At 47.5% G+C, this 12,298-nt stretch carries 11 protein-coding genes; 2 read left to right on the top strand and 9 right to left on the bottom strand.

Annotated elements, in window-relative coordinates; genetic code table 11:
- Nucleotides 1-88 precede the first annotated feature (88 nt).
- The 5 genes from dnaK to lepA all read right to left on the bottom strand — a co-directional run bounded on the left by dnaK (nucleotide 89) and on the right by lepA (nucleotide 6,928).
- A complete protein-coding gene (gene dnaK, locus KNQ12_RS08290) occupies nucleotides 89-1,915 on the bottom strand; it encodes a molecular chaperone DnaK (protein ID WP_035398411.1) in 1,827 nt (608 codons plus the stop codon).
- 52 nt (nucleotides 1,916-1,967) lie between these two features.
- Nucleotides 1,968-2,525: a nucleotide exchange factor GrpE gene (gene grpE, locus KNQ12_RS08285; protein ID WP_214747491.1), complete on the bottom strand. Its 558-nt coding sequence runs from the start codon at nucleotides 2,523-2,525 to the stop codon at nucleotides 1,968-1,970.
- A gap of 24 nt (nucleotides 2,526-2,549) precedes the next feature.
- The gene (gene hrcA / locus KNQ12_RS08280) at nucleotides 2,550-3,584 is read right to left on the bottom strand and encodes a heat-inducible transcriptional repressor HrcA (protein ID WP_023467439.1); all 1,035 of its coding nucleotides are present in this window, start codon (nucleotides 3,582-3,584) and stop codon (nucleotides 2,550-2,552) included.
- 316 nt (nucleotides 3,585-3,900) lie between these two features.
- Nucleotides 3,901-5,046: a radical SAM family heme chaperone HemW gene (gene hemW, locus KNQ12_RS08275; protein ID WP_035398414.1), complete on the bottom strand. Its 1,146-nt coding sequence runs from the start codon at nucleotides 5,044-5,046 to the stop codon at nucleotides 3,901-3,903.
- A gap of 58 nt (nucleotides 5,047-5,104) precedes the next feature.
- Nucleotides 5,105-6,928 (bottom strand): translation elongation factor 4, encoded by a 1,824-nt coding sequence (gene lepA / locus KNQ12_RS08270; protein WP_023467435.1) that lies wholly within the window; start codon nucleotides 6,926-6,928, stop codon nucleotides 5,105-5,107.
- A 232-nt stretch (nucleotides 6,929-7,160) separates the two neighbouring features.
- Between lepA and rpsT the strand changes: the two genes are divergently transcribed.
- The gene (gene rpsT / locus KNQ12_RS08265) at nucleotides 7,161-7,421 is read left to right on the top strand and encodes a 30S ribosomal protein S20 (RefSeq protein ID WP_023467434.1); all 261 of its coding nucleotides are present in this window, start codon (nucleotides 7,161-7,163) and stop codon (nucleotides 7,419-7,421) included.
- Between the two features lie 126 nt (nucleotides 7,422-7,547).
- Here the strand turns inward: rpsT and KNQ12_RS08260 are convergent, their stop codons facing one another.
- Both KNQ12_RS08260 and holA read right to left on the bottom strand, forming a co-directional pair.
- On the bottom strand, nucleotides 7,548-7,991 hold the full coding sequence (locus KNQ12_RS08260) for a GNAT family N-acetyltransferase (RefSeq protein WP_251055771.1): 444 nt from the start codon (nucleotides 7,989-7,991) through the stop codon (nucleotides 7,548-7,550).
- A gap of 13 nt (nucleotides 7,992-8,004) precedes the next feature.
- Nucleotides 8,005-9,006: a DNA polymerase III subunit delta gene (holA, locus tag KNQ12_RS08255; RefSeq protein WP_023467432.1), complete on the bottom strand. Its 1,002-nt coding sequence runs from the start codon at nucleotides 9,004-9,006 to the stop codon at nucleotides 8,005-8,007.
- Nucleotides 9,007-9,106: 100 nt separating this feature from the next.
- Between holA and KNQ12_RS08250 the strand changes: the two genes are divergently transcribed.
- Nucleotides 9,107-9,268: a YqzM family protein gene (locus KNQ12_RS08250; protein WP_023467431.1), complete on the top strand. Its 162-nt coding sequence runs from the start codon at nucleotides 9,107-9,109 to the stop codon at nucleotides 9,266-9,268.
- Between the two features lie 36 nt (nucleotides 9,269-9,304).
- Here the strand turns inward: KNQ12_RS08250 and KNQ12_RS08245 are convergent, their stop codons facing one another.
- Nucleotides 9,305-11,467 carry a DNA internalization-related competence protein ComEC/Rec2 gene (locus KNQ12_RS08245; RefSeq protein ID WP_214747488.1) on the bottom strand — a complete coding sequence of 721 codons (2,163 nt, stop codon included), beginning with the start codon at nucleotides 11,465-11,467 and terminating at the stop codon, nucleotides 9,305-9,307.
- Entirely contained in the window at nucleotides 11,467-12,075 is a 609-nt protein-coding gene (locus tag KNQ12_RS08240) for a helix-hairpin-helix domain-containing protein (protein ID WP_214747485.1), read from the bottom strand. The genes KNQ12_RS08245 and KNQ12_RS08240 overlap by 1 nt, the downstream gene beginning before the upstream one ends.
- Nucleotides 12,076-12,298 lie beyond the last annotated feature (223 nt).

Below are 12,298 nucleotides of genomic sequence, written 5' to 3'. Positions count from 1 at the left end.
ATTTTACCGAACTTCGTGCGACATGGAAAGAGCCAAAGCGCGGATACGCTTTGGCTCTCTCTAGCGCCCGAAAAATCGGTCGGATGAATTACTTGTTGTCTTTCTCGTCGACTTCTTCGAACTCAGCGTCCATGACGTTGTCGTCTTGACCACCAGCTTGTGCGCCTTCAGCGCCCGCTTGTTGCTGTGCCATGTTCTCGTAGACTTTTTGTGTCAACTCTTGAACGACTGTCGACAATTCGTCTTTTGCAGAACGGATTGCTTCGATGTCTGTTCCTTCGAGAGCTTTTGTTACTTTTTCTTTTGCAGCTTCTGCTTTTTCTTTATCAGCGTCAGCGACTTGCTCACCGAGGTCTTTGATTGCTTTATCTGTTGCGAAGACGAGTTGGTCTGCTTCGTTGCGTAATTCGACTTCTTCTTTACGCTTGTTGTCTGCGTCCGCGTTTGCTTCTGCATCTTTGACCATTTGCTCGATATCCGCTTCAGTCAAACCGCTTGATGATTGGATCGTGATCGACTGTTCTTTGTTCGTTCCGAGATCTTTCGCAGAAACGTTAACGATACCGTTCGCATCGATGTCGAATTTAACTTCGATTTGTGGCACACCACGTGGTGCTGGTGGAATGTCCGTCAATTGGAAGCGACCGAGTGTTTTGTTATCTGCTGCCATTGGACGTTCCCCTTGGAGGACGTGGATGTCAACAGCTGGTTGGCTGTCTGCTGCAGTCGAGAAGACTTGTGATTTCGAAGTTGGGATCGTTGTGTTGCGATCGATCAATTTTGTCATCACGCCACCCATTGTCTCGATACCGAGTGAGAGTGGAGTTACGTCGAGAAGAACGACGTCTTTGACGTCTCCTGTCAATACGCCACCTTGAACCGCTGCACCGAGGGCAACGACTTCATCCGGGTTAACTCCTTTGAACGATTCTTTACCAGTGAAGTCCTGGATTGCTTTTTGAACTGCAGGAATACGAGTCGAACCACCAACGAGGATGATCTTGTCGATTTTGTCTGGTGTTAGACCTGCATCGTTCATAGCTCGGCGCGTTGGTTCCATCGTACGTTCAACGAGATCTGCTGTGAGATCATCGAATTTCGCACGTGAAAGCGTCATTTCCAAGTGAAGTGGACCTGATGCGCCAGCTGTGATGAACGGAAGGCTGATTTGTGTTGAAGAAACACCTGAAAGGTCTTTTTTCGCTTTTTCAGCTGCATCTTTCAAACGTTGAAGCGCCATCTTATCTTGAGCAAGATCGATGCCGTTTTCTTTTTTGAATTCTGCTACGAGATGGTCGATGATTTTTTGGTCAAAATCATCTCCACCAAGACGGCTGTCACCAGCAGTTGAAACAACTTCAAAGACACCATCACCGAGTTCAAGGATCGACACGTCGAACGTACCGCCACCAAGGTCATAGATGAGGATCGTGTGATCTTCGCCTTTTTCGAGACCGTATGCGAGTGCTGCCGCTGTAGGCTCGTTGATGATCCGTTTTACATCAAGACCAGCAATCGTACCAGCATCTTTTGTCGCTTGGCGTTCTGCATCGTTGAAGTAAGCAGGTACTGTGATGACAGCTTCTGTGACTTTTTCACCAAGGTAGTCTTCTGCTTGCGCTTTTAGTTTTTGAAGGATGATCGCAGAGACTTCTTGTGGTGTGTAGTCTTTGCCTTCGACTTCTACTTTATAGTCCGTACCCATATGACGCTTGATCGACATGATCGTGTTCGGGTTCGTGATCGCTTGACGTTTTGCGACTTCCCCTACTTGACGCTCGCCGTTTTTGAATGCGACGACAGATGGTGTCGTACGGTTTCCTTCTGCGTTAGCGATGACGACTGGTTCGCCACCTTCCATTACTGCAACACATGAGTTCGTTGTACCTAAGTCAATACCGATGATTTTTGCCATGATCTATTTCCTCGCTTTCAATGATTAGAATATTCAAGTGCCTACTTGCTGATTACTCAGCTACTTTAACCATACTCGGACGAATCACACGATCGTGCAATTTGTACCCTTTTTGGAATTCAGCGATGACGACACCTGATTCGTGTTCTTCGCTCGCTTCTTGAACGACCGCTTGGTGTAAGTTCGGATCGAACGCTTCACCGACAGCTGGAATCTCGACGACGCCTTCATTTTGAAGCGTTTCAACGAGTTGACGTTTTACCATCTCGACACCCGTCAAGACGGATTTCGTCTCATCGTTTTCTGTCTCGATTTGGAGCGCACGGTCCAAGTTATCGACGAGCGGCAATAGCTTTTCGACAATCGCTTGTGAAGAATACTTCGCGCGGTTCTCCGCTTCGACACGGTTGCGACGTTTGAAGTTCTCAAAGTCCGCACGGAGGCGTAACTCTGAAGCTTTTGCTTCTGCGAGTTGTGCTTCGAAGTCTGGTTTCTCATCTTCGACGAGATCCGCTTGGATGACTTCTTCTTCTGTGACTTCGACGGTTTCAGTCGGCTCTGTCACGTTTTCTTCTTGTTGGAGGTTTTGATTCTGTTCTTTTTCTTCCACTCTGAATCGAGCCCCTTTCTATATTCAATCCAAATTGTTCTTATGCAATTCGGTTTGGAATGCTTGAAGTAGATGGATGATCGAGTTGATTCCCCGGTTGTAATCCATCCGTTTCGGTCCGATCAAGGCGAGTGTCCCGATCGAGACACCGTCGACCGAATAATGGGCCCGGATGACGCTACAATCTTTTAATGCATCCACATTGTTCTCACTCCCGATCGTGATCAGGATTTGATTATCGAGATTCGGTCGTAGGAAGTCGAGAACGGCTTCTTGCTGTTCGATCAACTCGAGAACAGGTCGTAGTTTTGCGACGTCCTGAAATTCGGGCTGATCGAACATGTTGGCTTTCCCGCCCAGATAAATGAACGGTCGTTCCTCTTGATCCGTCAATACGAGATCAAGTGCCTTCGAAAGCAACACCGTCTGTTCAGAATGCTCTGAACGGAAGCGACGGATTTCCTCGAGCAGACGACTGCGTAAGGCTGAGAGCGGCGTACCGCGTAACGTCTGATTCAGACGTTCCATCAGCCGGCTCGCTGCTTCTTGGGACAACGCTTGATTCAATTGCAATGTCTTGTGTTCGACATGTCCTGTCTCCGTGACGAGAACGATGACGACACGACCTTCGGCAAGAGGAATCAATTCCAGATGATGCAAGCGTTGTCCCTCTTCTTTTGGTCCAAGTACAAGCGTCGTGTAATGGGTTAAATCGCTCAACAGGTCTGCTGTGTGCCGAATCAACCGATCATTCTCATTCACGGAATGGGCAAAGAGTGATTTCAATGCCTGCGCTTCTTTTGGTGTGATGCTTTCCGGACGAATCAGATGGTCGACATAAAAACGATATCCGAGTTCGGAAGGAATCCGTCCTGCGGAAGTGTGTGGCTTTTCAATCAGACCCATCTCTTCGAGGTCCGCCATCTCGTTACGAATGGTCGCGGAACTGAACGTCACGTCGTCTCGCTTGGAGAGCGTCCGTGAGCCGACGGGTTGAGCAGTCTTGATGTAATCATCGACGATTGCACGTAAAATCAACAATTGACGATCCGTCAGCACCTTCTTCACCACCTTATTTTGTTAGCACTCACTTTTAACGAGTGCTAATTACATCTTTTACTATAAGGAATTGTCCGTCCGATGTCAACCGAATTGCGTGACCCTTTGAACAGTTTCCCATTCTGCGATACAGTGAAACAAAGAACGGAAAGGATGAATCGGATGATTGAATTATTGGCAATGGCAGGAGTCTTTGTCTGGCTGTTCATCGCGGTCATCGGAACGACTGCCTATTTTTTAAGGAAATCCAAAAAATGAAAAGAAGCGGTCTTCCTCTTTTTTAAGGGAACACCGCTTCCTTTCATTTATTCAAGACTCATTGAACCTGCGCTTCACCGATGAATTCTGCAAAGACTTCGTTCGCTAATGGAACACCGGCTGGCGTTAAACGGATATGTGTCTCCGTCTGTTCGACGAGACCGTTTGGCAATAAACGTTTCATGACATCACCAAACACATCTTCAAACGCTACTCCATATTTCGTCTGGAAACGTTCGAGTGATACGCCATCCTTCATTCGAAGTCCGAGGAACATCTCTTCTTCCATCCGCTCGACGTTCGTCAACGGCGTCTCTTTTCGAACCGGTAACCCTTCCGCCTTGATATAGTGCGGAATTGGTGCGATGTTCGCACGACGCGTCTGATTGATATAGCTGTGTGATCCTGCACCGAATCCGTAGTACTCATCGTTTTCCCAGTAGACGCGATTATGACGACTCTCTTTTCCTGTTTGCGCGAAGTTCGAGATCTCATACTGCGCATATCCACCTGCTTCGATCGTATCGATCATCACTTGATACATCTCTGCCTCGAGATCTTGCGTCGGTAGCGGTAACTTTCCTTTTCGCTCTTGAATCGCAAAGACCGTGTGCGGTTCTAAAATCAACGAATAGGAGGAGATATGCGTGATCGGTAATTGAAGTGCCCGCGAGACGTCGTAGCGGACCTGATCGAGCGTCTGATTCGGTAAGCCGAACATCAAGTCGACGGAGATGTTATCAAACCGTTTCGCTGCTGCGTCGAGCGTCTGCGCGACTTTTGCTTCCCGGTGCGTCCGACCGATGCGTTCGAGCAAACCGTCATCAAACGATTGGACACCGAAACTGACGCGATTGACACCGCCCGCCTTCATGATATCGAGTTTCTCTTCTGATACACCATCTGGATTCGACTCGACCGTGTATTCTAAATCATCACCTGTTAGTGGCAACAAGTGCTTCTGAATGATTTCCATCAACCGTTGCATCTGTGGTTCGTTCAATGCTGTCGGTGTTCCGCCACCGATGAAGATCGTCTCGAGATGATCCGTCGGGTATTGTTTCAACGTCAGTTCAATTTCGCGTTCGAGCGCATCGAGGTATTCATCGACGGGCTGATTCTTTAAAAAGACTTTATTGAAATCACAGTAATAACAAATATGTTCACAAAAAGGGATGTGGACATATGCGGCGCGTATTCCCATTTCGCCTCATCCTTTCTCTATAAAAACCAAAAAGGGGACGCAAGCGCCCCCCACCTGTTTAATCTTCGTCCATGGATAGAACGGACATGAAGGCTTCTTGCGGTACCTCTACTGAGCCTACCATCTTCATGCGTTTCTTACCTTCTTTTTGCTTCTCGAGCAGCTTCCGTTTCCGAGAGATATCTCCCCCGTAACATTTCGCGAGAACGTTCTTCCGTAATGCCTTGATCGTCGAACGAGCGACGATCTTCGTTCCGACAGCGGCCTGTATCGGCACTTCGAACTGCATCCGCGGAATCAATTCTTTCAACTTATCAACGATGACTTTCCCGCGTTCGTACGCGAAGTCACGGTGAACGATGAAGCTGAGCGCATCGACGTTCTCGTTGTTGAGCAGGATGTCCATCTTGACGAGACGCGACTGTTGGTAGCCGATCAATTCATAATCAAGTGACGCATACCCTTTCGTACTCGATTTCAACTGATCGAAGAAGTCGTAGACGATCTCAGATAACGGTAACTCATACGTGATTTTGACACGTGTCGTATCGATGTATTGCATGTCAACGAATGTCCCACGCTTCTTTTGACACAACTCCATGATCGCACCGACGTAATCATTCGGTGTCATGACAGCAGCCTTAACGAACGGCTCTTCGATGAATTCGACTTTTTGCTGATCCGGCATCTTCGATGGGTTATCGACGTGCAAGACTTCACCCGCTGTCGTCGTCACGTGATAGATAACCGATGGTGCCGTCGTGATCATATCGATGTTGAATTCACGTTCGATCCGCTCCTGGATGATTTCCATGTGGAGCATCCCGAGGAATCCACAACGGAATCCGAATCCGAGTGCTTGTGATGTCTCTGGTTCGAACTCAAGCGCCGCGTCACTGAGTTGTAGTTTTTCAAGCGCTTCTCGTAAATCATTGTATTTCGCAGCATCGATTGGATAGAGTCCACAGTATACCATCGGATTCATCTTCCGGTATCCTGGCAGTGCTTCAGTAGCTGGCTGTTTCGCAAGCGTAATCGTATCCCCGACACGTACGTCGCCGACCGTTTTGATCGACGCAGACAACGTCCCAACATCACCGACCGTCAATTCTTGCTGACGTAATGGTTTTGGTGTCGCAACGGCAAGTTCCAGAACCTCAAAGTCCTTACCTGTCGACATCATCCGGATCTTATCGCCGACTTTAACTGTTCCGTTGACGATTCGAATCGATGCTACGACACCACGGTAAGCGTCATAATAGGAGTCAAAGATCAATGCTTCGAGTGGTGCAGACGGATCACCCGTCGGAGCTGGTACTTTCTCGACGATTTGCTCCAAAATTTCTTCGATCCCGATCCCTGCCTTCGCAGAAGTCGGAACGGCTTCAGATGCATCAAGTCCGATGACATCTTCGATTTCTTGACGGACGCGTTCGACATCCGCAGAAGGTAAATCGATTTTGTTAATGATCGGAAGGATTTCGAGATCGTTGTCGAGTGCTAAGTAAACGTTCGCAAGCGTCTGCGCTTCGATTCCTTGCGCCGCATCGACGACGAGGACAGCCCCTTCACAAGCTGCAAGTGAACGCGAGACTTCATATGTGAAGTCGACGTGTCCAGGTGTATCAATGAGGTGAAGAATGTAATCTTCCCCATCTTTTGCTGTATACTTCAATTGAACAGCGTTGAGTTTAATCGTGATGCCACGCTCACGTTCGAGATCCATGGCATCAAGTGTCTGATCTTTCATTTCGCGCGATGTCAACGCGCCAGTTTTTTCTAAAATTCGGTCAGCGAGTGTCGACTTCCCGTGATCGATATGGGCAATGATCGAGAAGTTACGAATACTCTTCTGCCGCTTTAAACGGTCTTCATTCGTCATGTTTAGAGTCACCTTACCTTATTTTCAAACGTACATACGGTTCATTATACCAAAAAGCGCTTCACTGTACTATCTCGTTTTGTTTTACCCGAAAAACAAAATGTGAAGATTCCCTAGACGTCGTATTGCTTTTAAGAAAAACGTTTGCTACAATTGTGTTTGTTCTGTTGAACGATAACTGCAGATATGCGAATATAAATCTCGAATGAGTTTTATTGGAGGTGAATCATCCATGGCTAACATTAAATCAGCAATCAAACGCGTTAAAACAGCTGAAAAACGCCGCGTCGCTAACGTACAACGTAAATCGGCAATGCGTTCAGCGATTAAAGCAGTCGAAACTTTCGCAGCTGAAGGTAACAAAGACCAAGCGGTCCTTGCTTTCGCTACAGCTTCTAAAAAAATCGACAAAGCTGCTGCTAAAGGTCTCATCCACAGCAACAAAGCTGGTCGTGACAAATCACGTCTCGCTAAACTCGTAAACGCACTTTAATTCTTTCCGAAGAATACGGTGATGGGTCGCCACTAGGAGGGTTCTCCAGTGGCGATTTTTTATATGATCTAAAATGGCGGACGAAGGACTCGTGTAAAACGATTCCTTCGTCCGCCATTTCTTGTCTTACTTGTCGTCTAGACGATCGATCATGACATAGTGAAGACCGATCCCTTCAATGAGGAACGGTTCTCCAACACGTTCCAGTCCGAGGCGCTCATAAAAAGGAAGTGCCGTGACGCGGGCGTTACACCACCATGCTGTCACTTGTCGTTCTTTCAATAGACGACGGGCTTCTTCGATCAGCGCCCGACCATATCCTTCACCACGCACTTCTTCACTCGACGCCATACCACGAAGCTGATACGTCGCTCCTGGCGCTTGTGCATGCGATTGTTCCGAGAAACTACCGATTGCGACGATTTGTTGTGCTTTTATCCCGCCGAGATGAAACGTCGATGCAAGCGCATCGTCTGGGTAGATACATGCTTCACGTGGTTGATGGGGACGTAACACATCATGCCGTAATGGGATGACCTCTTCTGCTGTAATGATCTGGACTTCCATCATCGTTTGCCTCCTCTTATAGCGTCGCTAAGCGAACAATCAACGCATCGAATAGAATCTTCTTATCACCGCGTCCTGTTTTCATACCTTCATCTGTCGTCGTGATGGCGATGAGTGCTTGCTCGAGCTGCGCAAACGTAAACCGTTTGGCAGACTGGAGTGCCAATTTGATCGCATACGGATGAGCTCCGACTTTTGATGCGATTTGTCGTTCTCCGTATCCTTGTTCTGCTAATCGTTTCGACAGCAACATCATCCGGTATTGGCGTGCCATCAGTCCAAGGAGAGCCAACACTTCCTGTCCTTGTTTTTCAAGGTCGCGAATCAAGCGGATCGCTGGTTCGAGTTGACGCTTCATCAAGTAGTCCGTTAATTGAAAGACGTTGTCCTCTAATGTCCGCGGAACAAGCAAATCGACATCCTCGATTTCGATTGTTGGTCGGTCCCCTGCAAACAACATCAACTTCTCAAGTTCATGGGCTAATGTCCCCCACATCTCAGCAGTCAAGAAAATGAGTCGCTCGATTGCCGGACGTTCCATCCGGTATCCTTTGTCGTTGACAGCATCCAGAACGAAGCGGAACAACTCTTCGGTCGTCGGTTTTTTCGCTTCTAACACCGTCGCGCGCTCCTTCAATCGTTTGACGACGGTTTTTCGTTCATCGAGCTTTTCTGCTTCGACGATCAAGACGACGACCGCGTAGTCTGCCGGTTGTAGGATATAATCCGCTAACCGTTCGAGGTTATGTTGTTTTTTATCTTTTGCCCCTGTCAGAAACGTTGCAGGTTTTGCAACGACGACGCGATAGTCACTTAAAAAGGGGACCGTCTCCGCTTCATCGAGTACCGCATCAAGCGGTTGGTCGTTCAAATCGATTTTCATATAATCAAAGCGTTCTCCGTCCGGAAGAGCCGCTTTTACGATTTCACGTTCCCATTCTTCTAACAAGTGTCGTTCTGTTCCATATAATAAGTATAAATTCGCTAATTTTCCGTTGACGAGCCAAGGAGTTTTCATCATTCCCACCACATTTCACAGTTTGTTCTTAACTTCATCATAGATAATCCTCTTTTATTCCGCTATACTAGAAGCGGAATCTATTAAGGGGGAATGCAGCATGGCACATTCAGTACGCCCACCAAGTGAAAACGCGTTCGAAAACGATATTCAATCAAAACGCAACGATGCGCTCGACTCTGCCGTTGGTTTTGGTGCATCATTCGGCTTCTTCGCAGTCTTGTTCATCATCGGTGTCGCAATTAAGTTCTTAAGTCTATAATCAGTAAAACAGCAACCTTGGGGGGTTGCTGTTTTTTTATTTTATCATAGGTTCACAGCCCGCTGAAGAACAAGTTATACTCCCGTCCTCATCCGTTCGAAAGACGATCCGATCTGTCCCGATCCGCTCAAGCACGTCCGGATGCGGATGCCCGTATCGATTTTTTCGTCCGACTGATAAGATGACAATCTTCGGATTTGTCTTCTGCAAGAGTTCTTCACCGGTCGACGTGTTCGAACCATGATGACCTGCTTTTAGAATATCGATTGGTCCAACGCTTAATTCGTCCTCGATTGCTAGGCCAGCGTCACCCGTCAGTAAAACACGTTGTTTGGCAATCTGTGCAAGTAATATGATAGACCGATCATTCTCTTCTTCTTTTCGTCCTGTCGGTGCAAGTACATGTAACCAGGGACGAATCGTTTGCCCCTTTTGAACGAACTCGACACGCGTCCCAGTTGCTTCGATCGAACGAATCAAATCGTTTCGCTTCTCATCCGTGTTGTCATACGCACCTAAATAAATGGTTTTCACGCGAACTTGACGCAGTAATCCTAGAAGTCCACCGACGTGATCATGATCAGCATGCGTCACGATGAGACCGTCGATTTCTGCTTCTCCTCGTGTGAATAAAAAGGGCGCGACGATATGACTACCCGGATCAAACGGACGGAGCAGTGGATGTGTCGTTTGCTGATAAACACCACCTGTGTCTACGACGAACGTTTCTCCTGCTTTCTCAAGTACGATACTATCCCCTTGCCCGACATCTAAAAACGTGATTTGTTCAGGTACGTGCCACTCTGTGTAACCCCATGCCGTAAGCAAAAGAATCAGCGGGAGAGCATGCCCCCACCATCTCCGCTCAGCAATATACCAAGCGATTACTGTTCCGACAACGACGATTGTCAAGACGATCGGAGAAAATGCTGGAACGGCAACCATTGCTAACGGCAGATTCTCCGCCAGTCGTAACGCTTGGTCCATCCATTGAATCGCGTACTGATGCGCGATCTGAAACGTCGAACTGAGCGGTAAAAATTGAAGCGTCGCCAGAATGAAAGATCCCGGCAGAATCACCCACTCAATCCAGCCACCAATTAATAAATTCAACAACGGAGACCAGATTGAAACCGTTGTTTGTTCAATCCCCTGTAAAAACAAAAGGGTTCCGAATTGTGCCCACGCACTGATAAGTAGCCAGTTCCAAGGACGACGAGCCGAACCCATGAGTCGTCTCGACAGCACAAGAAACAGCGTCAGTCCGACCGTCAATTGAAATCCGATATCGTAAATGACATTTGGTTGAATCGCTAATTGAAAAGCCGCGACCCCCGCAATGACCTCGACCGGATCTAACGGTTTGTGGAAACGACGACCGAGCAACAGAATGATCGCGACGAGCACAGCCCGAGTGACTGGAGGACTCCACTCCGTCAACCATCCGTACATCGGCAGTAAGATCAGAACGATATCAAGTCGTTTTTCTTTTGTCATCCTGATTTTTCGTAAGACGTACAGCAGACTAAACACTAAAAAAGCGATATGTGATCCTGAGATGACGATCGCATGTAATAAGCCGAATTTCTTAAACCGTTCGAGCGTCACTTGATCCATTAATCGATCCTCACCAAATACAAGTGCTTCGACGTAGAATGCTTGCTTTTGTGGTAACAAGTCTTCTATCCGTTTCAACCATGCTTCACGTACCCGTCTTCCTTCTGCCGCATATCCAAGTGTCGGATGACAGGAATCAAACGAATGTACTTCCCACTTTCCAGCGTAACGATTCGTATGCATGAATTGCAGTTCGTCAAAACCTCCCGCATTCGATTGTTGACGGACATCGAGCGGTTCCGTATCGACGTGACAGGAGTAACCGATTCGTTCGTATCCTGTCTCATCTTCTGCAATCGTTGCCGTCAATAGAATCGATTGACCGTTGCTCTCCGCCTCATAGCGAATTCGATCCCCATTACGCTTACCTGATAAGATGTCAACAGACGAGACGTCGTGCGGTTCAGGTGACAGATGACCCATTCCGATGAATAGACAACTCAGAATGAACAAAAAGAAAAGACGACCGATTGAAAAAGACCATGACTTCATGACAGTAAATAGCATCAGCGTCACTAACCACCAGATCGATTCTTTAATGGCGACAATGAGTAAGAGAACGAACAGCGCATGAAGTGGCATCAGTAGACGATCAGGTAGGATTTAAGCGATTCTAACGTCTTTTCCCCAAAGCCCTTCACATCTCCGAGTGATTCATACGTCGCAAATCCCCCCTTCTCCTCACGATAGGCTAAGATCGCTTCTGCTTTGGCAGGACCGATTCCCGGAACCTCCATCAACTGTTCCGCCGTTGCCGCATTGAGGTCAATCAGTCCTTTTGGTATCTCTGCTTTTGAGCGTTTCGTTGGTTTCGGCTGATCTTTCGTCTTTTTTACCGGCACGATGACTTCCTGTCCATCAATGAGACGTGCCGCGAGATTCATTTGTCGAATGTCAGCTTTCTCAGTCGTCTTTGCTTTTTCGATTGCATCCTTCACTCGATCACCGAGGTGAAATTGATAGGGTCCAGGTGCTTCTACCGCCCCTTTCACATCGACAATGATGAGTTTGTCACGAATCGAGGTATCTTTTTCTGCTGGCTCTGCTTTTGCCTCTTGTTGTTTATCCGTTAAGGACGGTTGATCGACCATCGCTTCATTCGAACAAGAGGGTAATGGTACGAACAATAAAATGATGAGTAGCAGGACGACGACGAGACCTGCGATCTGTTGCAAACGTGGAACGGTCAAGACGAATCCCTCCTTTTTCCACGACTCTAACAGGTCGCTACGGACTTCAGGAAACGAAGGAATACGTACTAACCACTCTTTTACAACATGATACGGTGTGTTATGTCGGATAAAGGTCATATCATCCATACCGTTACTTTGAATTAGCATCTGTTTGACGAACAAAAAATCCGTCTTCTTCGAGCAACACGAACGTGTATCGCTTAAAGAAGACGGATGAGAT

The organism is Exiguobacterium sp. s11 (assembly GCF_018619015.1).
Classification (GTDB): Bacteria; Bacillota; Bacilli; order Exiguobacteriales; family Exiguobacteriaceae; genus Exiguobacterium_A; species Exiguobacterium_A indicum.
The sequence above is the reverse complement of the archived record's forward strand: the minus strand, read 5'-3'. Positions and strand labels throughout refer to the sequence as shown.